Annotated in this window: 20 protein-coding genes and 1 pseudogene; 9 read left to right on the plus strand and 12 right to left on the minus strand. The window is 57.0% G+C overall.

Annotated elements, in window-relative coordinates; genetic code table 11:
• Positions 1–4 precede the first annotated feature (4 nt).
• From ACLEJW_RS05065 to ACLEJW_RS05100, 8 genes are all read left to right on the plus strand, one after another.
• Entirely contained in the window at positions 5–1,360 is a 1,356-nt protein-coding gene (locus tag ACLEJW_RS05065) for a DUF2169 family type VI secretion system accessory protein (RefSeq protein ID WP_440777087.1), read from the plus strand.
• Position 1,361: 1 nt separating this feature from the next.
• Positions 1,362–1,718 (plus strand): DUF4150 domain-containing protein, encoded by a 357-nt coding sequence (locus ACLEJW_RS05070; RefSeq protein WP_440777088.1) that lies wholly within the window; start codon positions 1,362–1,364, stop codon positions 1,716–1,718.
• Between the two features lie 4 nt (positions 1,719–1,722).
• The gene (locus ACLEJW_RS05075; RefSeq protein WP_440777089.1) at positions 1,723–2,823 is read left to right on the plus strand and encodes a polymorphic toxin type 15 domain-containing protein; all 1,101 of its coding nucleotides are present in this window, start codon (positions 1,723–1,725) and stop codon (positions 2,821–2,823) included.
• Complete coding sequence (locus tag ACLEJW_RS05080) at positions 2,820–3,056, plus strand: polymorphic toxin type 15 domain-containing protein (RefSeq protein WP_440777090.1); 237 nt, start codon at positions 2,820–2,822, stop codon at positions 3,054–3,056. The genes ACLEJW_RS05075 and ACLEJW_RS05080 overlap by 4 nt, the downstream gene beginning before the upstream one ends.
• Positions 3,057–3,059: 3 nt before the next feature.
• Positions 3,060–3,722, plus strand: coding sequence for a GAD-like domain-containing protein (locus tag ACLEJW_RS05085; RefSeq protein ID WP_440777091.1), 663 nt, complete (start codon positions 3,060–3,062; stop codon positions 3,720–3,722).
• Positions 3,723–4,048: 326 nt separating this feature from the next.
• Complete coding sequence (locus tag ACLEJW_RS05090; RefSeq protein ID WP_440777092.1) at positions 4,049–4,447, plus strand: SMI1/KNR4 family protein; 399 nt, start codon at positions 4,049–4,051, stop codon at positions 4,445–4,447.
• Positions 4,448–4,555: 108 nt separating this feature from the next.
• Positions 4,556–5,797 carry an IS256 family transposase gene (locus ACLEJW_RS05095; RefSeq protein ID WP_440777093.1) on the plus strand — a complete coding sequence of 414 codons (1,242 nt, stop codon included), beginning with the start codon at positions 4,556–4,558 and terminating at the stop codon, positions 5,795–5,797.
• A gap of 238 nt (positions 5,798–6,035) precedes the next feature.
• The gene (locus ACLEJW_RS05100) at positions 6,036–9,341 is read left to right on the plus strand and encodes a VPA1262 family protein (RefSeq protein ID WP_440777094.1); all 3,306 of its coding nucleotides are present in this window, start codon (positions 6,036–6,038) and stop codon (positions 9,339–9,341) included.
• A gap of 405 nt (positions 9,342–9,746) precedes the next feature.
• On the opposite strand, the gene ACLEJW_RS05105 is transcribed toward ACLEJW_RS05100, so the two are convergent.
• The 3 genes and pseudogenes from ACLEJW_RS05105 to ACLEJW_RS05115 form a co-directional block, all read right to left on the minus strand.
• Positions 9,747–11,480 (minus strand): FUSC family protein, encoded by a 1,734-nt coding sequence (locus ACLEJW_RS05105; RefSeq protein WP_440777095.1) that lies wholly within the window; start codon positions 11,478–11,480, stop codon positions 9,747–9,749.
• Positions 11,477–12,357: pseudogene (locus tag ACLEJW_RS05110) on the minus strand (efflux RND transporter periplasmic adaptor subunit). Before ACLEJW_RS05110 ends, ACLEJW_RS05105 begins: the two are co-directional and overlap by 4 nt.
• Positions 12,354–12,509: a hypothetical protein gene (locus ACLEJW_RS05115; protein ID WP_440777096.1), complete on the minus strand. Its 156-nt coding sequence runs from the start codon at positions 12,507–12,509 to the stop codon at positions 12,354–12,356. Before ACLEJW_RS05115 ends, ACLEJW_RS05110 begins: the two are co-directional and overlap by 4 nt.
• A gap of 149 nt (positions 12,510–12,658) precedes the next feature.
• On the opposite strand from ACLEJW_RS05115, the gene ACLEJW_RS05120 reads away from it, so the two are divergent.
• A complete protein-coding gene (locus ACLEJW_RS05120) occupies positions 12,659–13,426 on the plus strand; it encodes an IclR family transcriptional regulator (protein ID WP_440777097.1) in 768 nt (255 codons plus the stop codon).
• A 130-nt stretch (positions 13,427–13,556) separates the two neighbouring features.
• On the opposite strand, the gene ACLEJW_RS05125 is transcribed toward ACLEJW_RS05120, so the two are convergent.
• From ACLEJW_RS05125 to ACLEJW_RS05165, 9 genes are all read right to left on the minus strand, one after another.
• Positions 13,557–14,039, minus strand: coding sequence for a YbaK/EbsC family protein (locus ACLEJW_RS05125; protein WP_440777098.1), 483 nt, complete (start codon positions 14,037–14,039; stop codon positions 13,557–13,559).
• Positions 14,040–14,100: 61 nt separating this feature from the next.
• Entirely contained in the window at positions 14,101–15,513 is a 1,413-nt protein-coding gene (locus ACLEJW_RS05130; protein WP_440777099.1) for an aspartate ammonia-lyase, read from the minus strand.
• 2 nt (positions 15,514–15,515) lie between these two features.
• Positions 15,516–16,487, minus strand: a complete 972-nt coding sequence (locus ACLEJW_RS05135) for a LysR family transcriptional regulator (RefSeq protein WP_440777100.1) — start codon at positions 16,485–16,487, stop codon at positions 15,516–15,518.
• A gap of 41 nt (positions 16,488–16,528) precedes the next feature.
• On the minus strand, positions 16,529–17,899 hold the full coding sequence (locus ACLEJW_RS05140; RefSeq protein ID WP_440777101.1) for an MFS transporter: 1,371 nt from the start codon (positions 17,897–17,899) through the stop codon (positions 16,529–16,531).
• 315 nt (positions 17,900–18,214) lie between these two features.
• Complete coding sequence (gene fdhA, locus ACLEJW_RS05145) at positions 18,215–19,417, minus strand: formaldehyde dehydrogenase, glutathione-independent (protein WP_325976155.1); 1,203 nt, start codon at positions 19,415–19,417, stop codon at positions 18,215–18,217.
• A 29-nt stretch (positions 19,418–19,446) separates the two neighbouring features.
• A complete protein-coding gene (dddP, locus tag ACLEJW_RS05150; protein WP_440777102.1) occupies positions 19,447–20,775 on the minus strand; it encodes a dimethylsulfonioproprionate lyase DddP in 1,329 nt (442 codons plus the stop codon).
• 117 nt (positions 20,776–20,892) lie between these two features.
• Positions 20,893–21,921, minus strand: coding sequence for a glycine betaine/L-proline ABC transporter substrate-binding protein ProX (gene proX / locus ACLEJW_RS05155; RefSeq protein ID WP_392483819.1), 1,029 nt, complete (start codon positions 21,919–21,921; stop codon positions 20,893–20,895).
• A 56-nt stretch (positions 21,922–21,977) separates the two neighbouring features.
• Positions 21,978–22,931 (minus strand): glycine betaine/L-proline ABC transporter permease ProW, encoded by a 954-nt coding sequence (gene proW, locus ACLEJW_RS05160; RefSeq protein ID WP_440777103.1) that lies wholly within the window; start codon positions 22,929–22,931, stop codon positions 21,978–21,980.
• Between the two features lie 22 nt (positions 22,932–22,953).
• Positions 22,954–24,114 (minus strand): quaternary amine ABC transporter ATP-binding protein, encoded by a 1,161-nt coding sequence (locus ACLEJW_RS05165; protein ID WP_440777104.1) that lies wholly within the window; start codon positions 24,112–24,114, stop codon positions 22,954–22,956.
• Between the last annotated feature and the right edge of the window lie 117 nt (positions 24,115–24,231).

The raw sequence follows: 24,231 nt of genomic DNA on the forward strand, positions 1-24,231 counted from the left end.
CAAGATGGAATTTCGCAACCTGACGCCATTTGACGTCAAGTGCTTCAGTGCGCTCGCGCCTGACGGTCAAGAACATCCTGTTGTCGCCATGAAAGTCGGGTATCGGCTCGAACCGATTGAGGGTTGTCTTGGCCGATTCCGGGTCATTGTCATCGATGATAAGCCGCTACCGCTGTGCATGGCCGATACCTACTACGCTGAGACCGACAGCAGTTCCTTACTCGAAGAGAGCGACCTCGCTCCATTCAAACCACTCTGCGATGTCATTGTGGTCGGCAACTCCTACGCACCAGCAGGTCAACCAGCAGAAGCGTGGGAAGCCGGCATACGCATCACCTCGACGCGTCCTAGACAGGTACTTGCTGACCCACCTCCGCCGAAACGAGCTCCCGGCGTTTATCTCACGGCCGATCAACTGCAGGTCCATCAGGAACAAGTATTGGAAGTTCGGCGGCGCAACAGAGAACAGCAAACACCACAACTACTGCTGGACAAAACCCTTCGCTTCACCGGCCCGCGAGAATTTCGTCTGGGGTTGCTCGGCTGGCAGCTCACCAGACCGGAACCTGCCACACGTGTTCCGCTGCGCTGGGAGCGAGCCTTCGGTGGCACCAGCCTGATTGCCAACCCGCAATACGGGCACATTACCGACGCCCCCGAATACCTGCTCAACGAAGTCTGCTTCAGTAATCCACTGGGCTGTGGCTGGCTGGAGCACCACCACGAGAAACTGCACTACGAGCAGACTGGCGACAGGCTCACGAGCTTGCCCGCTCCTCAGATAGAGCATCTTGACACGCTTATAGAGCGTCCCCTGCGGTCATTGCATCCATGTGGTCCTCTAAACGCCCAGGCCATGGCCGAGGTAGCTACGTCATACGGCTGCATACCCGCCGGCTTCGGCATCGTTGGCCGAGCCTGGGCGCCACGCTTGGCACTTGCTGGTACTTATGATGAAAGCTGGGAGGAGAGCCACTGGCCAGGTCTACCGCTGGACTTCGATTTTGCGTATTGGAACGGTGCCCCCATCGATCAGCAGGTGACCTTTCCTGCACCCGATGCCCGCATTGCCTTAGTCAACCTCACTGATCCAGCGCTCAGTTTGGATGGGCACTGTGAGTTCGAACTCCCTGGTCATCGCCCTTTTTTGCTCATGCGTATGACCAACGGCTTGATGCTACCGCTGCCAATGCTCACCGACACTCTGCGCATCGACACCGATGCCATGACGCTGTCGATGACCCATCGCATAAGTCTCCCCAAGTCGCTTGACATCCGTGTGCTCGAAGCGCGTTTCGAAACCAATCCCGAAGCGCCCATCATCCGGCGTGCCCCGCACCACAGCAAGGAGCACACTTGATATGGCCGATAACGTAATGGCCCGGCAACAGACGAAGTGGGCCGTCATCAGCATTGCGCCAGACGTTTGCAAGACACCTATGGGCAGCAGCATTCCACCTGTCCCCTACCCCGTCACAGCAAAGTTGGAAACTAGCACGGGTGTGGCGAAGAGCGTTCGCGCCAATGGCCATCCGGTGGTCGTCTACAAGCGTAGTTTCGCACCCAAGACCATCGGTGACGCCGCAGGCAAAGCCAAAGGCGTCAAAAGCGGTACCGTCGAAGGTAAATGCCACCCTTTGGAGCACAGCAGTTCCGTGCGTGCAGAGGGGCGCCACTTGGTTCGCCATGGGGACCTGTTCTGGATGAATGGGAGTTGATGCCATGAGCGCTGATCCAATCCAACTGGACACGCTTGTTGTCCAGGTACACGAAGTACCGCTGCGGAAGCTGCCAAACGGTCCGGATAGGCTATTTGTACAGACCGATGGCGCTGGCAATGTGCTTGTCGACTTTGCCGATGGCGTCGATGAATGGGGCAAATCCCTCACACTGAGCGAGACACAGTATGAAGCTCTTCGTCAGGAAGCATTCCGGAAGGAACTGGCTGACTTGGAGGACATACCGACCTACACTCAACTCTATCCATCATCGAAGAACCGCGGCGCGACCACCACGCCGAATGGCAACACGCTGGGTAGAGTAAGCGGTGAAACGCCCGCCACTGGTGATGCTGCGGAACACTCCAATCCTGAGGTTGAAAGCGAAACGCCAGAAGAAGGCATCACGGGCGAAGAGATCCTGGATGGTCTTCAGTTGGGACTGGATATAATTGGCTTGATCCCAGTCGTTGGCGAAATAGCAGATATCGCTAATGCGGGCATCAGCCTTGCCCGTGGTGACTATGCGGGGGCAGCTCTGTCTTTGCTATCGGCAGTTCCCTTTGTGGGGTACTTAGGCACAGCAGGTAAAATAGGAAGACATGGCGTCAAAGCAGTGGCGGAGACATCCGCCAAGACTTCCAAGGAAGTTGCTGAGCGAGCGGCGAAAGAAGCAGCGCAAAAGCGAGCAAAGGAGGCAGCAGCACGTAAACAGGCTTCAGGTGGAAAGGTTACGCCGCAGAAGCTGAGAAAGAAAAAACCCGAGTGCTTCGACCCTCGGCAATCCGACGCCTTCAAGAATATGAGCGAAGCAGAAAAGAAAGGGTATCTCAAAGAATATGCTCGCCAGCTCAAGCGTCAGGAAGACGCGATTAACAACATGTCGGCCAAAGAATTCACTGGTGCAAGGAGGATGTTCGACGAAACCAAGCGGAAAACAGGAGATTCCGGCCGGAACCGTCTGGCGGATAAAGCACAGCGAGATTACCGTCGCGACAGGCGTAAAGAGATTGAAAAAAGCATATATGAAAGCAAAAGAATTAGGGGGGGGCAGATCCTAAGGTCGCGAAAGCCGAGGCGAAAGCAGAGAGCCGCAAAATCATGAAAAAGCTAGCCGCGCTGCACGAGCCTGATATGATTGCGGGAGGCTGGGCCAAACCCGACCCCACAGGGTTAGGAGACAAACGTATTAATAGCGCTATTGGTGGAAGCTGGGGGCATAGGGGAAGATTAGAAACGATCGAACGCGCGGCAGAAAAAGCCCTACAGCGCGGCGAAGGTATGGACATGATGAATGTTGAACTAACCATTTGCCCTCCAGACAAGAAAGGGAAATAATTTATGCGAGACTCAGACTTTGCTGAATTCATCGACTGCTTTGGTGAGGCCACTCAACAAACCCACGTACCAGAAGCTAGTCTTGCCAAATGGAACGGCATACTCCCTCCTATATTAATTCAGTACTGGCAAAATGAAGGATGGGCAGGTTATGCAAACGGACTTTTTTGGACTGTTAACCCCGACGACTACGAGCACCTTAAAGATGCCTGGCTGAAAGACACATCACTTGAATCTCTTGATAATTTTCATGTAATAGCCAGAAGCGCATTTGGAAACCTTTACTTATGCGGAGAAAATACCGGACATAGCGCATCAATTATCTGCAACCACAACGAAATACTAGCATTAAAAAGTCGCTTAAAATCGAAAAAATTAGCCGCTCAAAACATCACGATTCAGTCATTATTCGGAGCTAGCGAACCAGACGACTACGACAATACCGACCCGAACGGCAAAGCTTTGTTCAAACGCGCACTTAAGAAATATGGCCCACTTGCCCCAGATGAAATATATGGTTTCGAACATGCTCTTGTGGCGGGCGGAGAACCCACCTTGGAAAATCTTTGTAAATTGAAGCTTGATCCGCACCTACTAATCTTACGCAACCTCGACAAACCGAGACTACCCTTCTCCGATACAGACTTGGAAAAATTGATGAAATAGCGCCACCTTTTTTGACAAGAAGTCTCTTGCAAAACAAAATCAGGCTGCTCCGGCAGTATCATAAATTTTCAGCCCACACATAATGACAGCAACCTCAGAATCAGCACAGGGAAATCCAACCTGTGCTGAATCAAAACTACATAAGAGCACCAGAAAAAATCTATTCAGCTGCCGCGATACCACTCCCAACCTGGCATCACTTATATAAGGTGAGGGGCCATAGGGCGAACCTGACCTGCTAATAAAGTTATCTTACCTCGCGATATTCATCGGCAGCAGGTAACTCCTTGGTGAAACCAATTGCAGAAAGACTTAGGAAAATAGCTATGAAATACTATCTAACAGAGGGACAGCTCAATGAACCAGCTGGAATTTCAGCTATTGATGATCTGTCAACACACTTGGGGATAGCGCTTCCTGAGAGCCACATTGAATTTCTTAAGGTGCACGACGGTGGCGAAGGATTCATTGGCGATAACTATATAATTTTCTGGAAAGCAGAAGAGGTAGTCGATTTCAATCGTGGGTATGAGGTCGAGACATATGCGCCAGGCGTAATTCTGTTCGCTTCCAGCGGCGGAGGGGAGGGCTATGGATTTGACACATTGGATGCAGCAATGCCGGTAGTTCGGATTCCGTTTATAGGCATGGATCGTCAGTATGCCATCTCGGTAGCAAGCGACCTTCCCGATTTATTTACTCGACTGGCAGATCAAAATGATTAGACCGAACAATCAATCACGTCCCAAAGGCATGGAGCTATTCGAGATCAAACCCGCTAGAGGGTGTCAGAAATTTTGTGTTCGGGCATAACATGAGCAAGAGGTGCATGTATGCCAACCAAAAAGAAACCCTTGCGTGACCTGCCCAAAATCCCCAAAGAGCTGCTGGAGCAGTTCGGTGAGGGCCTGATGACCGCAGATGCTATCGAAGATGCCTCTGCGGCATTCAAGAAGGCCTTGATCGAGCGTGCTCTGCATGCCGAGCTTGGCCACTACCTAGGCTATCCGCCGGGCGCGCAGCGCCCAGAGGATGAGACCAACCAGCGTAACGGCAAGAGTGGCAAGACGGTTTTGACCGGTGATGGCCCGCTGCGGCTGGAAATTCCCCGTGATCGAGAGGGCATTTTCGTACCCATTCTGATCGCCAAGCATGAGCGGCGGTATACCGGTTTCGATGACAAAATCATCGCCATGTACGCTCGGGGGATGACGGTCAGAGAGATTCGGGCATTTCTGTCCGAGCAGTACGGCACAGACGTTTCACCCGATTTCATCAGCTCGGTGACAGACGAGGTCATGGACGGCACGTGGCAACAGCGGCCCCTGGAGCCGATGTACCCCGTCATTTTCTTTAATGCGCTGCGGGTGAAGATCCGAGAAGAAGGCTTGGTGCGTAACAAGGCAATTTACCTGGCGCTGGGTGTTCTACCCGACGGAACCCGCGACATATTAGGCATCTGGATCGAGAACACCGAGGGTGCGAAGTTCTGGATGAAGGTCTTCAACGACCTCAAGACGCGTGGTGTCGAGGACGTGCTGATTACCGTGACCGATGGTCTCAAAGGCATGCCAGAAGCCCTCAGCGCAGTGTTTCCAGAGACGACGCTGCAGACATGCATCGTGCACCTGATTCGCAACAGCCTGGACTTTGCGGCGTGGGACAAGCGGCGGGCGCTGGCCATGGAGCTCAAGCCGATTTATCAAGCCATCAACGCGGAAGCGGCTGAGCAGGCACCCGATGAGTTCGAGAACGGGCCCTGGGGTGAGAAATATCCAACCGTGGTGGCGGCTTGGAGACGGGCTTGGGATCGCGTAATTCCATTCTTTGTTTTCCCGCCCGCCATTCGGAAGGTGATTTACACCACCAACGCCATCGGGAGCATCAACGCCCAGCTGCGCAAGGTGATCAAGACTCGCGAGCATTTCCCGAACGATGACGCAGCGACCAAGCTGATTTGGCTGGGACTGCGCAACATTACAGCCAACTGGGGAAAACCGGCCCATGATTGGAAAAGCGCGATGAATCAATTTGCGATTCTGTACGGAGATCAGTTCATCAGGCCAACATGGTGAAAATCAGTGCCGCCTGACGGCAGGCCGCTACCGGCCTGCACACAAAAAATCTGACACTTCCCTCGTCGGTAGCGTCCGGCAAGATTCCTGCCCATAAAACGCTCCTTTTCCTCCCAACATTGCCCTCCGTCAACTGCCGCCCTTCCAGCCTGATATCAAATTGACATAACCCGGCGCACCTACCCCACAGGCAATGGGCTCCGGGCCTGTCCCCCGACTTCTCGCAAAAGGACGCCCTATGACCACCCTATTCCATCTCCTGGCTTCAGACTACAGATTGCACGACCTCTTCGGGCAGGATCAGGAAGCCACCACCACGCAACTCTGGATTCTCGAGATCGATCGCGCAGGCGCTACGGAGCTACGCTTTCTCTATGCTCGTTCGCTGGCAGGCTGTCATCAATCGCATAAATGGAGCGGCAGCTGCAGCGCTAAAACGGTCCTTTACGACGGTTGCTGGGCGAGGACCCATACCCTCACGTTGCACACTTCGACGCAGCGCCTGAAGATCTTCCTGGATTACTTGTTTGCCAACACCACCCTGCATGGCGCCAGTCGAATGGCCGATATCCACCTTGATGACAAAGTGGAGAAAAAGCTCGGCAGCCTCCTGTTCGGGGAGAAACCGGTAGCACGATCGGTCATGCACCTGCCGACGCGGGACTTGTTCCAATTCCGCACGCGCCGCTTGAGCCCTACTGCCTATGCCAGCGTCGATAGCGCAGCCATCTCCTGCGACGGCAAAGCAGAGACGTTTGCCATGCTGGAGGGGCTGGATAGGACGCTAGCGAAAGCCGCATGTGAGCGTCTGAACGCAGACACAGGAATGGACTTCACGGCGTTGGATGCCTGGCGGATCGGGGACTTCGAGTTCATCTGCAGCCCTAACCAGAGTCGCGCCGAAAAAAGCAGGTACGACATCACCTTGAAAGGCGATGACGCCTCTCTGGTTCTGTACGAGGCATTCACACGCGACCCCACGGATTTATTGGTCGTGATCAATGCTTATAGCGACGACAGCGTATTGGCCACTCACACCGCAAGACTGGGCAAGGATGAAGGCTACCCCCGCACGCATCGCTTCAATCTCGAAGCCCTGGAGAAGCAGATTTGCACATCGTTCACCCTGGAAATCTACGCGCTCAGTGCTTCGGGCGACGTGTCCTTCCTGGTGCTGCAGACCGGCAGTTACTTCGTGCGCAGCATGAATCTCAATATGCAGGTGGTCGAGCCTGTCCGAGCCAATGGCCGATTCGACTGGTTGAGCAAGCAGGTGCCGGCAAAGGAGCAAGCGCAACTCCAAGCCACGGCGCGAGTAGGCCGAGCACTGCGCGACTCACGCTCCCAGCTTGGAGGGCATGCTGACGATCCATGGGTAGCGCTCAACAGATCCATTGAAACCACCATGAAGCAGTTGTGCCCAGCGCCGTCCACCGGCCGTTTCTTCCTCACCCTGAGCGACAGTGGCGGTACTAGTCGGATTGAGCTTTCGCAGTGGTTGCGTCAGGTCTTCGAGAAGCACCACGATGCGCAAATCGCCTGGTTCGATCCCTTCATGGAAGATGTCGGCATCGAACTGCTGCACCGAATGGGCACGGCCACGGGCGACTACCTGATCATTACCACTGAAAAAGAGCCGAATGCCCCTGGCAACGCCGGCGCGCAAAAGCCCAGCCGAATCGGCAAGCTTCTCGACCAGTGCGCAGGCTGGGGCAATGGCTACTTCGGTAACGTACGGTTGAAGGTACTGGCAGTTCCAGAGAGCAAGATCCATGATCGAATGATCCTGATCCGCTCCGCCAACGGTCGGCCATTGGCAGGCTATCAACTGTCCAATTCGATCCAGCGCGCCAACGACAACTATCCTCTGTTGGCTACGCCCGTCCCTTTGGATGTGATGCCACAGGTGTTCGACTACTGCGACCAGATCCTGCAGAGCACGGTCCACGGTGACGGCAAGCATGCGCCGTCAGCGAAGCTGATCTTCGACTCGGCATCGTTCAGCGAATCAACAGACGAGCCAGAGGCGAACGCCCTGCACCAACGCTCCTGTTTCAGCGCCGCCCCCAGGTCCGGAGACGTGCTCGCCTGGTGGCTGGATGATGCAGAACTTGCAGGCTCGTCCGGCGCTGAACTGATGGCAAAGCTCGATGGAAAAGGCAGGTTGAGCGACGGCCGGCTCGAACCGGAACTGTTCGAGCAGATACCCGCCAAGTTTTGGTCGCAGGGCCTACCCCTCGAGGAATTCCACACGGCCTGGGACGCGCTTGGCTACGTCCTGGCGCACTGCTCGCAGGAGCCGCTGTACGTAGCTGACCCAACGCCCCTCGCGCAGCCCTTGCAGAGCGCCTTGCTCGCGCATCTTGAGCCGGCTCGGCGCGATGCGCTGCAGCCCAGGACGCGCAAGGCGCTGTTGGACCTTGAGCACTACCGCGCACAGCCACTCGCTTCACTGCTGCTGTCAGCCGCCAACCCCCATGACGCGTTCAGCTATTCGCCGCCCGACACGGCGTGGAGTGACTACTACGCGCTCAAGCTGCTCTGGACTCATGCACCTCAGGCACTCGTCGACTGGTTGAGTGAGGTCTGTGCCAGCCCCATCAAAGGCTTGCGCCCAACGCTGCTGGTCATCGAGGCGCTGAAGCTTGTTTGTCTCTCACTGAGTTTCGACAAGCATCATGAGCGAATCGAAGCCTTGCTGCGCAGTGAGTCGAGCATCATCAACTGGGTAGGCCTGGATGCGTTCAAGAACGCAATCAACGATGGCTCTTGGGGCGTTGAAACGCTTGGCCTGATTGACCAGGTTCGGCCTGCCAGCGTTCAGCGAACGCTACTTTGCTGGCTGATCAACGAAGCGAACTATGTAGGGGCGGACATCAAGCCTGCATTGATCGCCAAGCTGGTGCAGTCTATCGACGGTCCGCTGACCGACCAGCAACTGGACGACCTTGTGCAACCGCTGCGAGGACGCCTGGGCAGGTTGCACCAGCTCACACCGTGGATCCTCGAATCGTTGCTGGTGCCCCTGCTGGAGCAGCAAAGCATCAGTTGCACCCAGGTATGCAAGGCCTGGTTCAACGAGCTGGCAAGCCAGTGGCGCGAATCGCTCACCGAGAGTAAAAGCTTGTACTTCAAGCTTGCTGCCGATGGGGCCTTCACCGATGAGGTCGCCTTGCTAACGCGCTATCTGGAGGATGAGGAGCAAGCGCAGATGGTCCAGGAGCTGTGGAGAATCTTCAACACGTTAGCGCGTACGATTCACCGCCCCTTCAGCGCTCAGGTCAGCTGGCAAGCGCATATCAGGGCGCATGAAGTGAATCTCTGGCTCTGTGGGTTAGCCAGAAGAATCGATGCGCTGAGTGAAGTCCGCACGCCCTCCCTCACCGAGCTGCTGCGCGAGAGCCGGGCAATCATCGATCGACTTCCTGAAAGGTTCCGGGATTATGCCGCCAGCGCTGAGTTGCTTGGCTATGTGGAAGGCGACGCTGGCGAGCTGGAAACTCACCGCCTCGCTCAGGTCATTCAGCAGGCTGTTAGCCACTAGCTGCGCGAGAGTAGCGAGTGCCACCCTGCGGTAGCGATAGCGGAGATCGGCGCTGCGGGCCTACATTTAACGTTCCAGCTGAAACGAAAAAAGACGCCTAAGCGTCTTTTTTCAAGATTTAAAGAACATTGAAGCCCTGTAAATCGATATATGGAGCGGGAAACGAGACTCGCATCGGGCTTGCGAGCTGTTGAAATACAAAGCTTTTCAGCCATCCCTTAATCTGGGATAGACTCAATTCTGGACTCATTTTGCAGGCCGAGCAAGTGACTGGATCTACGATTGGTAGGCTTGAGCAAATACCCGGTCCCCCAGATTGATAGCACACCCGTCCAATCTGCCTGCGCATCTGGGTTAGGGCCACAGAAGGCGGGCTTGTCAGCCAGGGACTTGTCCCGGCTGGCTTCAGCCAGTAGCTGAACTATTCCTTGCCAAGCGATGCCCTTTCTCAAGCAGAGCCAAGCCGTGTACGGTGAGCTCTCGCCCCTCGACGGTATCGGGTGCATAACCTTGTAGGTAAGCGAGTCGTTCAGCCACACGCCGGTTGAACCACGCTACCGGCTTTCCTGTCGCCTTCATGACGGTCAAGTCGGCAGTCAACGCCTTGATTACCCGCCTCTGTAACGCAACGCCCTTGAGTGGTCCTGTGAGGGCGAACGCAATGTAGAGGACGCCGAGACCAGCTATGACACCGATGCCGGTCGTAACAGCTTGATCAACTGCAAACGTCATGTAGTTGCTAGGCTGGGTCGATACCGCCAGCGTCAGGCAAAAGCCCAGTCCATACGGCGTCAAGGCAGGCGACGTCATCGCCATCAGGCCAAGAAACAGGGGGCCTGCCAGCATCATGATTAAAGCTGCAAAATGATCAGGGCCTTGGGCAACCGTTCCCAACACAAAAAAAGTTGCCACCGGTACCGCGAGGGCTACCCCTGCCATCAGTTTACGAACGATCATCGCCGGCGCCGGTGCCGAACCGAACATTTGCGAGAAAAGAGTGGGCAGTACCATCATCATGATCAGCGCTGGGGCACCATCGGACAGGATCCATACGTAAGCTACGGCAAGAAACACCATTGCATTGCGCAGCGCCGATGTTCCGGCGGTCCGCCAGTCCCTGTGCCTTTTCAGGCGTGGGCCCGGCTCATGGAAATGTTCATTCTTCTCCAAGGTTTCATCTGAAGCAGACATCATCGCACTGGCCCTGGCCAACTCCCGAAACGCGGTGTCGAGGTCAGCCTCGCGGGTCTCACAGAATCTTTGGCTTAGCTCAGCCAGAAGCTGCAGCGGGGAATGCTGTGCACCCTGATCTGTCTTGTGCACAGCCAGCAAGCCTGCCCAGCTCGCTTTGTTCTGCCTGAACCATCGCTCGACTGTCTGGCCACAGGCGATCACCGTCAGGGCAGCGTTCGCTATATGCAGAGCAGCGCGAATGGTGCTGGCCCGCTCGTAGCGACCGGCGTTCGAATCATCGCTGATCGTGGTGACCAAGGCGATCATGCTCAGACGCTGCTGGTGCAGCGCTGCACGATCTAGCTCTGGCTGCAGCAGCAGTTCGAGGTGACCCATGCTCAAAGCCTGCAGCCGTTTTGCATGACCTTTGACCAGGGTTTCAACCCGCCAGGGAAACAGGAACAGGCTCGAAAGCGTTGCACAGCTTGCGCCTACGATCACCTCGGTCAGCCTCGCTCTGACCACCAAGAATATTGACCTGCTGGAAGTGGTCGCCGGATCGGCTATCGCGAACATGACAATCAGGATGGCCGTCACCGAAACGAGTGCGAGCCCAAAGACGAAATTGACATGCCGCTCGGTTGAAGCTAGCGCAGAAGTGAAGGCACCGCAGACAGCCAACGCACCGATAGCCAGCGTCGGATAAGGCATGAAGTTATCCAGAATGAATATCGCCACCGCTGAGCCCAGCGTTGAGCCAAGGATCAAGCACAGTGCCTTTTCCATGACGAGGCCGGTTTCAGGGCGCGCTTGTAGCATCATCGAGGCGACCATCGCCCAAAACGGCTTGTCCAGATCCAGACCCATGGAGACGGCGAGAGCCAATGCGACCGCAGACAACCCTTTCAGCGCAAAGAGAACGCTGCGCAAGTTCGGCTGCAGGTAATGTATGAGCAAGGATCTCATCGGCCAGCGACCGCGCCATGGACAGGTACAAGTCTCACCGAGACGTTCATGCCTGCACTCAAGCGTACTTCACGCGGCACGGATTCGAGCTGGATATCCACGGGTATCCGTTGCGCCAGCCGAACCCAGTTGAATGCCTGCTGCACTTGCGGCAGCAACATGGGGTCGGATTGGGTGTTCGTGTTGGCGACGCCCTTGGCGATGCTCGTGACCCGCCCTGACAAGATCGGCCCACCGCTCATCAACGCGATATCAGCCGTGTCTCCTTCGCTGATGCTGGGCAACTTGGTCTCCTCGAAATACGCGGTCACGTAGAACGAGCCATCTTTGATCAAGGAGAATGCTGGGCCGCCCTGGGTCACATAATTGCCTTCCTGCAGCCGGATATTGGTGATGGTGCCATCTGCCGGGCGGTGACTCGGGTACGTGCGAGATTGATCCGGGCTGTTTCCCACTGCGCCTTGGCTATTTCATATTCGGATTTGGTGAGCAGTACCTGAGAGCGGGCGTTGTCTAAATCCTCGGCGCTGATAGCGTTGATTCTGGCGAGCGGAACTCGCCTGCGCTCCTGGCCGGCGGCTAGTTGCCAGGCATGTTTCGCATGCTCCATCTTCGATTTCGCTTCGTCAAAGGCTGCCAGATATCGGGCAGGATCAATCACGAACAAGAGGTCGCCCTTCCTGACCGCCTGGTTATCCCGAACACTCAACCGGGTTACCCAGCCGGCAACGTCAGGAGCAACCACCACGACGTCTGCACGCACGCGCCCATCCCGAGTCCACGGCGAATATTGATAGTGGTTCCATACCCACGAGCCAGCAAGAATCGTAGCGGCGGCGATCAGCAAGGTCATCGAACCGCGTAGTACCCCGCTCATTTCAAGCCCCCATCCAGAATGGACATGGCCGCGGCGACATAGCCTGTGAAAAGCGCGAGCCCTAACCAGGCGGGTCTGACCTGGAGCAGCATTTCCAGCCGCCCAGGGATCAGCCGAAGCGTCATGGCCGTGAGCAGCGCCGCGATGAGCACGCATACCACCATCGGGCTTACCAATAGCCCTGCAAATGAAAACTCCCGAAGCACCGCCCACCTCATGACCTGTATCGCAATGTGGTCACTGTATCGTGAATTAATGCGTATCGCAATGTGGTACACTAACCGAAAATTTGGAGGTGGCCATGGAACCATCGAATCAGGCAGGCACCAGCGACGAACGTGGTGGTGGTATTCAGGTGATTGCACGTGCAGCCAAGATATTGAATTTGCTAGGCAAAAGGCCCGACGGGCTGAGCCTTGGAGAAATCGCTCAGGAGGTTGGTTTCCCGCGTTCCACGGTGCAGCGGATTGTGGGCGCGCTGGAAGAGGAAGGCATGATTCGAAGCGAGGGCGTAGGCGGTATCCGTCTGGGTGCTGGCCTGCTGCGGCTCGTAACCCACGGGCATGCCGACCGCGTCACGATTGTCCAGCCGTGGCTTCAAAAGCTCAGCGGCAGCGTTCAGGAAACCGCTGTGCTATCTCGTGCGGACGGGCTTCGGCTGCTAGTGGAACATCGCGTGGTGGCTGATCGTGAACTGCAGGTCATGCCCAGGTTGGGGCTGCTCGATTTGCCACTGCCTGGAACATCAGCGGGACGTGCGCTATTGGCACTGGAAGATGACGATAAGATCCGGAGCATGATGGTCAGTGCAGATGCGGCAAGTTACCCGCTCGATGACCAGATATTTCAACAGCTGAATACAATCCGCCAGCTAGGTTTTTCCTGTGATCATGGCGAACTGATGGAAGGTATCACCACCACTGCAGTCGCTTTGGATACGGTGCTCGGCTGCTTCGCCATCTCGATGCCGATCCCGACGTTCCGCTTTGAACGAGATCCGAACCGGTACACCGATGCACTTCTGGCGTGCAAGGCAGGGCTGGCCAGCGAGATCGGGCTTGAGCGGTAGTCAAGTCGCTGATGGCTGAAGCCCAGCGCCTCGGCCATTACCAGATCACGAAGCGCTCAGCTCACATCCGTAGGCACAAACAAAGCGAAGCCAACCCATGGCTTCGCTTCTTGCATTCACAGCGCTATGCCTACAGCGGCGTCCAAGCGGGCGCATACCCCAGTTGAGACAGGAAATTACCCAGCGCCTGGCTGGAAAGCTGGACACTCATGGTGTTATCGAGCGGATGCAGCAAAAGCCCGAGGCTTAGCTGGAGTTCACTATCGATAACCAGCTTGACTGCGCGCTGGGTATCGTTGATCAATGCCAGAGGGCTCAACGCACCAGTCTTGACACCGAGCGTCTCGAACATCTGATCCTGGCTCGCCATGGACAGCCGAGCAGAGCCGAGTGACGCCCGAAGCGTCTTGAGATCTAACGCCTTGTCAGCAAGGGTCATGACCAGAAAAAGCTGCCCGGTTTTATCGCGCAACAGCAGATTCTTGCAGCGTTCACCTTCAAGCGTCAGTTCCAGTTCGCCTGACTCGGCCATGGTCAGGACGGCAGCATGGGTCTGGACTGCAAACGCCAATCCCATGCATTTCATTTCTGCCAGCAATTGAGCCGGATTCACCACATTTACTCTCGTTAAACCCGCAAGACACGTAGCGCGTATCTTGCAGGTTGTTGTACTGTCAGACGTCGAAGACTGGTCGCGACGCTTTTTCAATGGCCGCCATCGCTTCCGCTTCGCTCATCACGCCGGCCTCTTCCATGATGACGAGCAACGACCGCCCTTCGCTCACCGATTGGCGGGCCAGTTTACTCACCTTCGCATAGCCAAGCTTGGGCACCAAGGCCGTTGCCACTGCCATCGACTGGGTGAGGTGCGCCCTGTTTCGCTGCGCATTCGCCGTCAGGCCGGCAATGCATTTTTCACGGAATTGTCTGACGCCCTTGGTCAGCAGCGTAATGCTGTCAAACACCCGAGAGGACACTACCGGTTCGAAGTGGTTGATCTCGAGCTCACCGTACTGAACCGCTTGGGCGACGGCGGTATCATTGCCGATCACAGCGAAGCTCAGTTGGATCATGGACATCGGCAACACAGGGTTGACCTTGCCAGGCATGATCGACGAGCCGGCCTGGGCTTCGGGCAACTTGACTTCCGCCAATCCGGCAACCGGCCCCGAGGAGAGCACGGTGAGGTCGGCCGCGATTTTGGCGATGGAAGCGGAACAGGTACGCAACTCACCCGATACCCGCGAGAACACATCCATGTTCTGCATGGCATCAAAGGAATTCGATGGCGCCTTGTAGGCCACGCCGGTGATGGCGGCCAAATGTTGATACACCGCGGCTCGGTATGCGGCCGGCGCGCCGAAGCCCGTACCGATCGCGGTACCGCCCAGAGGCAGCGTGTGCAGTTTGCTCCGAACCCCGGCCAGTTCGTCGGCCAGGCGGTGGGTCAGCGAAGCGTAACCGGAAAACAGTTGACCCAGGCGCATCGGCTGCGCGTCCTGCAGGCACGTGCGGCCCAGGTGCAGGATGTCAGCAAACTGCAGCGCCTTGCGATCGAACTCGGCGGCGAGCAGCCCGACTTCCGCGATCAGCCCGCCCAGCATGGCGTGGGTGGCAATCTTCAAGGCAGCCGGATAGACGTCATTGGTGGACTGCGAGCAGTTCACATGATCGTTGGGATGCACGACTTCGTAAGAGCCCGCTTCATGTCCAAGCAACTGCTGGGCACGGTTGGCGATGACTTCGTTGAAGTTCATGTTGGTGGACGTGCCGCCTGACCCTTCCAGCAAGTCAACGATCAGAGAGCTGTCACAATTGCCTGCAATCACATCCTGGCAGGCCTGGGCGATCGCATCACATTGAGCGTTGGTCAACACGCCGCAGTCCAGGTTGGCCAGGGCAGCTGCCCATTTGACCTGGGCAAACGCGTTGCGGAAATCCGAGTAGTGGGCAACCGTTAGTGGCGAAACGGTCAAGTTCTCGTAGCCACGCAGCGAATTGACGCCATACAGCTTGTCCGCAGGAATCTGGACTTCACCCACATAGTCACGTTCCAGACGTTCTTTCACGCTATCAAAGGTGTTCACGGCTATTTAACCTCGGCAATATTTATCAGTGTTTCAACACCAAACCCCAGTGCGGTTAGGCGGGGCAAAAAGGTGTTGAGCACTACGTCATGAGCAATTTCACATGCATCGGCAAAAAATGAGCTGTATTCATCGCGGCGGGCTACGAGGTACAGCGAACGTTGCAGTCCCAGGTCGGGTGTGAGATGAACTGCAACATCGTTCACCCAATGGGCGGCCTGCAAGAAACAGATCGGGCTGGTCACCGCCCAACCTATGCCTTCAGCGACCATCGAGGTCAGCGCATCGGCATTGTCGAGTTCCAGGCGATTGGGCACGCGGATATCTAGGCCACGCAAATGCCGCTCAGTCTGAAGACCCACCTGAGAGGCCCTGTTGAAACGTACTACGGGTAGAACATTGGCCAGCGCGCGGAGCTCTTCCATGGTGGACATCGTCGGCCGGTTGTCTTTAGGCGTGATCACGAAGTATCGCTCCGACAGGATTCGATACCGCTCCACGTTCGCATCCATGAGCGGGTCACTGGTCACGATAAGATCCAGATCCCTGCGCAGTAGCGATTCGCCCTGCTGAGGGCTCAAGCCGGTTCGAATCGACAGTTGAGACACCTTGCCCAAAAGCCGCTTGGTGAAAACCGAACCGCAGGTGGCGGCGAAGGAATCCACCAAACCGATCCGAAGGTCCGGTTTCACACCGCGGCCGGCATCCAGCACCTGTGCCTTGAGGTGAGAGAGCTCCTCGCTAAGCAAGGACCCTCTATTCTTCAGCGCCATGCCAAAGGGGGTAAGCGTCATTGGCCGCGTCGAGCGGTTGATCAAAATGACGCCCAGCTCCTCTTCCAGCTGCCTGACCATTTGCGAAACACCAGACTGGGAGATCCCGAGACGCACCGCCGCGCCCGACATGCTGCCCGTCTCTGCAACCGCAATGAAAACCTGCACGGCGTACATGTCGATAAGCTTGTCGGTCGGCATAGGCTCTACTCGTTCGGAATCGTGAGTCGGTCAAACTGGTGTCAGCCGATCTTGCGCCCGGCAGGAGGCACTGCGCAGGCCTCAGGCGGCAACGCCCCATGGGTATCGGTCGTGACGGCAGACAACTGCTCTTTGCTGGTCTCTGGCGCAAACAAATGGCACACCACACCACCGATCAACAAAACGGCGACACACACACCCAATGCCACGTGGATACCGAGGTCCTGTACGGCGATAGGCAACAGGAAGGTAGCAAAAGCAGAACCAAATCGGCTTGCCGCTACGGCCATGCCGATGCCCGAGGCGCGCAGGTGAGTGGGGAACAGTTCTGGCGGGTAGACGAACTCCAGGTTGACGGCTGCAGCCAGTACACAGGCGAAGAAGCCGAAGGCGATAATGGTGCCAACCGGACCGAACCCGGCAAAGGCCAGGACGGCAAGCCCCATCGCACTCAAGTAGAACGTGCCAACCAGAAATGCGCGGCGGGAAATTCGGTCGATGATCATCAGGCCAAGCAATGCACCGATCATCAGCAACACGTTGTAGACCAGGCCACCGACAAACTTGTCCTGAACGTTGAGGGCCTCGAGAACACGCGGCGCGAAGGTTCCCAGCGCAAAGAACGGAATGACCTGGCAGGTGTAGAAGACGCAGCCGACAATGGTGTTTTTCCGCCACCGCTTGCTGAACAGCTCGGACCAGGCACCTTCGGTTTTCGTGGGAGTCGCATTCGGGGCTGGCAGATAAACGTTGGGGCCGAATTTATCGCGGATGATCGCCAGCGCTTCTTCTTTGCGACCACGAGCCATCAGCCAGATTGGAGATTCAGGCACGCCCATTCGCAGTGGCAGGATCAGCAATGCAGGGATGCCGCTGACCGCGAGCATGATGCGCCAGGCGTCCGGCCCAAGATCACGCAGGACGAAACCGATTAGGTAGGCCGCGACGTAACCTGCCGCCCACGCGGCCGCAAGAACGCTCAACAGTCGCCCGCGATAGCGCCGCGGAGCGAACTCCGTCACCAAGGACTTGCTGACTACGTAATCGAAACCGAGCACCAGCCCAAGCAACAGTCGTAGAACCAGCAGTTGTTCGGGTGAGGTGACGAAGAATTGTGAGGCGGAGATGGCGGCGAACAGCAACATATCCCAGGCGAAGATTTTTCGGCGTCCGAATTTATCTGCGAGGGGGCCTGCAACCAGACTACCAATAAAGAGACCTGCGAGGGAGGCTGCACCCAGCAAGCCCATCCAAAGCGCATTCAATTGGAGGGGGCCAGCTGCCATGCTGACTGCAATGCCGATAATCCCTAATACGAACCCGTCACTGAACTGTCCACCTGTCCCACTGAATACCGTTCGTACATGGAAACGGCTAAGGGGCAGGTCTTCGACCGAAACTTGAGTGTTCATGCGTGACTCCAGATGACATTTTTGTACTTGTCTTATGTGCCGGTTGTAATCCGGCGTGGCTCCGAGTCTACGCCTGTGAAATTACAGAAACAGCATATGCGTTCGCCCTATCAGGATTCCTGATACTGACTACCGGAATCTTTAATTCTTTCAACATTCAAATTTCGCATCATCAAATCTCATGATCGGCATTGCACAAATGTAAACGCCGCGGCCCAGGGCCACGGCGTCTCTTTGCTGCAGGCATCAAGCACTAAAAAGCTGCGGCCTCCCCTGTCACAGCGCGTTAACGCTGCGATTAACTAACCTGCCAGATCACGCCGCGCTGAACATCTTGTGTGGGTCGATAACAAATTTCTTGGGCACACCAGCATCGAACTCACCGTATCCTTCCGGAGCTTGATCCAGGCTGATCACCTGCACACCGACTACTTCGGCAATGTTGATTCGGTCCCACATGATCGCCTGCATCAACTGACGGTTGTACTTCATCGTGGGGGTCTGGCCAGTGTGGAAGCTGTGCGATTTCGCCCAGCCCAAGCCGAAGCGGATGCTCAACGCCCCCATTTTTGCAGCAGCATCGTGCGCGCCCGGGTCTTCTGTCACGTATAGGCCAGGAATACCAATCTTGCCGGCTACACGGGTAACCTGCATGAGCGAGTTGAGCACGGTTGCTGGCGCTTCCTGTTTAGCGCCTTCGTGGCCGTGGCCGCGAGCTTCGAAACCTACTGCGTCGATCGCGCAGTCCACCTCTGGTTCGCCCAGAATATCGGCGATCTGTTCGTGAAGCGGGGTGTCCTTGGTCAGATCGACCACTTCGAATCCTTGTGCCTTGGCATGAGCCAGGCGCAGCGGATTTAGGTCGCCAACGATCACACAGGCAGCGCCCAGCAGGCGCGCCGAAGCAGCGGCGGCTAGGCCGACCGGGCCGGCACCGGCAACGTAGACAGTGCTGCCTGGGCCAACGCCCGCTGTGACGGCGCCGTGGTAACCGGTCGGGAGAATGTCGGACAGGCAGGTCAGGTCACGGATCTTTTCCATGGCCTTATCGCGATCAGGCAGTTTCAGCAGGTTGAAATCCGCGTAGGGCACCAGCACATACTCAGCCTGGCCACCCGTCCAGTCGCCCATGTCGACATAGCCATAAGCCCCACCCGGGCGATCCGGGTTGACGGTAAGGCAGACACCGGTGTGCATTTCTTTGCAGGAGCGGCAACGACCGCAGGCTACGTTGAACGGCACCGACACCAGGTCGCCGATCTGCATGCGCTCGACATCGCTGCCCTTTTCGACGATCTCACCGGTAATCTCGTGCCCCAGCACCAGGCCGACCTGGGCAGTGGTGCGACCGCGAACCATATGCTGGTCGGAGCCGCAAATGTTGGTCGACACCACTTTCAGAATGACGCCGTGCTCGATCTTCTTACCGCGCGGGTCCTGCATTTTCGGGTAGTCAATGTGCTGCACCTCGACCTTCCCTGCGCCCAGGTACACCACACCTCTGTTATTTGCACTCATCTACTACCTCTCTTTTTGGTAAAACTCGTTTACTTCAAAAATCGATCTTCGAATGGATACCGCGTGAGTACCTCACAGCCGTCATCCGTGACCAACAACTGGTTTTCAAGCTTGATGCCGTCCCGCCCCCCGACCTCACCGATATAAGCCTCCACGCACAATGCCATGCCCGGTTCCAGTACGCCTTCATAACCGTACGATTCGACATCCTCGGGATAACGGATGCACGGATACTCATCGCACAGGCCGACCCCGTGGAACATCACGCCATAACGTTGAGCGCGGCATGATTCGGGCAGACGATGACCGAGCTTGGTCAGTTCAGTGAATCCAACACCTGGACGAACCAACTCGGTGTTGTGATGAATGTGTTCGAAGGCGATCTGATAAAGCCGTTTCTGTTCTGCAGTAGGCTGCAAATCCCCGCAGATCCAGCTACGCGACATATCTATACACATGCCATAGACACCGATCAGATCGGTATCGAAGGACACCAGGTCTCCGTCACTCAAGACCCTAGGCCCCGACTCTTGATACCAAGGGTTGGTGCGCGGTCCAGAACTCAAGATGCGCGTTTCGATCCACTCGCCGCCCCGACGGATATTTCCTGCGTGAAGTGCCGCCCATACATCGTTTTCCGTCGCCCCCGCATGCATCGCTTCGCGCATCTCACGAATGGACGCTTCGCAGGAAGCCACAGCACAGCGCATGGCCTTGATCTCTTCGGGCCCTTTGACGACCCGCGCGTACTCGGTTACCTCTTGGCCGCTGCAAACCTCCACGCCGAGAGCATCAAGTGCTCGAAGGCCGGCAACCTCGATGCGATCGACAGCCAACCTACGATTGGCGCCCCCGTGCGTGCGTAGGAGTTCATCCACTTGCCCAGCAAAACGCTTGGCATGCTGATCCGTACGATCGCCCGTTTCGAAGAAGAAGAACGAGGCTCCGCTACGCAGCTCGCTGACCAGGGGTAAATGGGCCGAGAGGTGTTCGCAACCATGGAAATCCCACAGCACCACATGCCCACTGGCAGAAACAAAGCAGGCCCTGGCCGGGTTGTGAGTGGTCCACAGCTGCATGTTCGTCGTATCAGTGGCGTAGCGAATGTTAAGCGGGTCGAACAACAGAATGCCCGCAACGTCACGGGCCTGGAGCTGCTGAACCAGGCGTCCCAGACGATACTCGCGCATCGTCGGGAGATGGGGCACCGCCAGCGATAATGCTGCCCATTCAGCGAAAGCCAATGGCGTTGGGCCGATTTCAGTACGGTCGTTGTTTGCTGAAGAGCCGTCCGGACGATGCCGGGAAGGATCGATACGTCGGCTATTGGCAGAAATGGAAAATGGTGTACTTCCCATAGCTCACGGTTGTCCTGATGTTCTTGTCATTTCACCTTGGCACCCGCTGCGCGACCGCCTGGAATTATTGTCCCCAGGCGACGCGGTTGGTGCCGTTCGGTGTGGGCAGGGGTTCGGTCAGTTGCTTGCCTGGGCAGCAGCGGCGCGGGCCGCTTGCAACCAGCCATCGAATTCCTGTTGATGGGCGGCAATCCATTCTTTGGTGTGACGCTGGATATCGGCCACGGATTTCTCCCCCTGCTGCATTTTCAGGTTCTGCGCGCTTTCGTCAGCAGCCGGGATCTGCATCACGGAAAGAAACTTGACTGCTGCAGGGTTTTTCTCGGCGAAATCGCGATTGACCAACGCCTGCACCTTGTCCAGCGCGAAGCCGAGGTTCTTACCCTCATAGACCGTGTTGACCGTGTTATCGCCGCCGGGCAGGTCAGTTTTGGGCACCTGCAGCCAGACGACATCTCGCCCTTCCACCAACACACCTGCAACCCATTGCGGAACCCAGGTGTAGTAGAGCACCGGCTTACCTTCCTTGAAGCGAGAAATCGTGTCCGCCATCAGGGCGAAGTATGAGCCCTGATTGACATGAACCGTTTTCTCCAGATCATAGGCCTTCATCTGATGGGCGATGACAAGCTCGCAACCCCAACCGGGATTGCAGCCGGTCATATCCGCTTTACCGTCGCCATCCGCATCGAAGAGCTTCGCGATTTCAGGTTTTTTCAGGTCGGTGAGGTACTTGATGTTGTATTGATCGGCTGTTTTTTTGTCGATCAAGTAACCCTGCAAAATTCCAGGCAGGATGTTGCCAACCTTGATCATATTGGCGTCGCCACCGGCTTTCTCGTAGAACGCAGCGTGCAATTTGTCCCACGCATTCACGGTAAAGTCGGCATCACCATAACCGACCGCCAGCACCATGGTGGCGTACTCAGTCTCCTTGGGCTGTTGAACTTTGTAGCCAAGCTCGCGCAAACCCGCCAGGGCAACTTCTCCGCGGAAACGCTCCTCATCGACGGTAGGAAACGCTGGAGTGATTTTCACGCCCTCCCCTGGCTTATCCGCTGAAGCGTTGGCCCCCAGGCAGAACAAGCTCAACGCCACGGCGCAGGTGCCGTGAAAGAACTGACGGGCAAATTTGGACTCGAACATCTTCGCGTACCTTTTTAGGATTGTTGGATGGACTGCGGCAGATAGAACAGAGCAGCTCAGGCGGTCTCACGCCGAACGCGTGGCGGGTTTTTGTTGAACAAGCGAAGGACAAGGCCAGTAGGGCCGGTGTGGTACCAACGCCGGCTCGGGTCAGCACTTGTGCGGGCGCCCATGGCCTGAGTCAGGCGGTCGAGGAAAATCGCCAGCAGAACCAGCCCGACCCCACCGACCGTGGCCAGGCCCATGTCCAGGCGGCCGATGCCGCGCAGCACCATCTGGCCCAGGCCACCGACCGAAATCATCGACGCGATCACCACCATCGACAGCGACAGCATCAGGGTCTGGTTCAGGCCGGCCATGATGGTCGAGGTGGCCAGCGGCAGTTGCACGCGGGTCAGCATTTGCCGTGGCGTGCAGCCAAAGGCGCGGGCCGCTTCGATCTTGTCTTCCGGCACCTGGCGGATGCCCAGGTTGGTCAGACGCACCAGCGGCGGCAGGGCGAAGACGATGGTCACCAGCACGCCGGGCACGTTGCCGATGCCGAACAGCATCACCACCGGTACCAGGTAGACGAACGCAGGCAGGGTCTGCATGGCGTCGAGCAGAGGCCGGATAATGCTTTCCAGGCGGTTGCTGCGGGCGCAGACGATGCCCAGCGGAATACCAATAACCGCGCAGAAAAACACCGAGGTCAGCACCAGCGCCAGGGTGGTCATCGACTCCGACCACACGCCGATCAGGCCGAGCAAGGTCAGGGTGATGAAGCACAACAACGCCATGCGCTTGCCGGCCAGCTGCCAGCCCAGCAACGACGAGAGGATGATGCCGATGGTGGGCGGGATGCTCTGCAGGGTGAACTCGATGCCATTGAGCACCTGGTCGATCGGCCAGCGAATGGCGCGAAACACCTCACGGAAGTTGTGCACCAGGAAGTTGAGCGTCGCAGTGACCCAGTCGCCCAGCGGGATGGTGGCCGCCTGGAACGGGTCGAGAAGGCTGAATTCGGACATGAGGGCTTACCTCTTTGTTGTTTTAATGGCGGCTCAGGGTCTGCAGCAGCTCGTTCTTCGACAGCGTGCCCTTGAAGGCACCCTGTCGATCGAGTACCGGCACCGGGTACGGCAAGTCGGCGGCAATGCCCAGCACCTCGTGCAGCGGCGTGTCGGTGTACACCGGGCGTTGCTCGTGCAGGCTGTAGCGGTCACTGGCGGTAGCGCCGTTGGCGTCGGTATCGACCACACCCAGCAATTGCCCGCGGTCGTCGACCAGGTAACCGAATGGCACACCGGCCTGGAAGCTCGGCGCCTTGCCATTGACCTTGCACACCACCGCCGGGTCGAAGCGGGCCACATCGCCGGCCTTGAGCACCCGCGAGCTGTCGAAGCTCTTGAAGAAGGTGCGCACGTAGTCGTTGGCCGGCTGGTTGATAAGCTCTTGCGGGGTGCCGATCTGCACCACGCGGCCGCCTTCCATGATGGCGATGCGATGACCGATGCGTATGGCTTCCTCGATATCGTGGGAAATAAAGATGATGGTGCGCTGCTGCTCGGCCTGCAGGCGGATCAACTCGCCCTGCATCTCGCTGCGGATCAACGGGTCGAGTGCCGAGAACGCTTCATCCATCAACAGGATTGCCGGGTCGTTGGCCAGCGCCCGGGCCAGGCCCACGCGCTGCTGCATGCCGCCGGACAGCTGGTGTGGGTAACTGTGCTCGTGGCCGGCCAGGCCAACCTGGCCCAAGGCTTCTCGGGCGCGGCTGTGGCGTTCGCTTTCCGGCACGCCGGCAATCTCCAGGCCGAAGGCGGTGTTTTCAAGCACGCTCATGTGCGGCATCAACGCAAAGGACTGGAACACCATGCCCATTTCCTTGCGCCGAACATCGAGCAAGGCTTTGTCGGAGAGCCCGGTAATTTCCTTGCCGTTGAGGTGGATGCTGCCGGAGGTAGGCTCAATCAGACGATTGAACAGCCGCACCATGGTCGACTTGCCTGATCCGGACAAACCCATGATGACGAAAATCTCACCGCGCTTGACGGAAAAACTGGCGTCAAACACACCCACCACATGCCCTGTGCTTTTGAAAATCTCATCTTTGTGCGCGCCCTTTCTCAGCATATCCATGGCCAATTCAGGACGCGGCCCGAATACCTTGAAAATATTCTTTACCGAAAGGATTTCATTGCCTTCACTCATACGACCCTCTTTATTATATTTGTGACCAATTCGCCGACTCGTTACACGAGTCGACACACAACTGGCAGGTCGCTCTGCAGGTGCGAGCGATACATTAGACGAGGCGCCCTGCTCGTT

Origin of the sequence: Pseudomonas sp. SMSB3 (genome assembly GCF_052041965.1) — a bacterium.
Taxonomy (GTDB): Bacteria; Pseudomonadota; Gammaproteobacteria; order Pseudomonadales; family Pseudomonadaceae; genus Aquipseudomonas.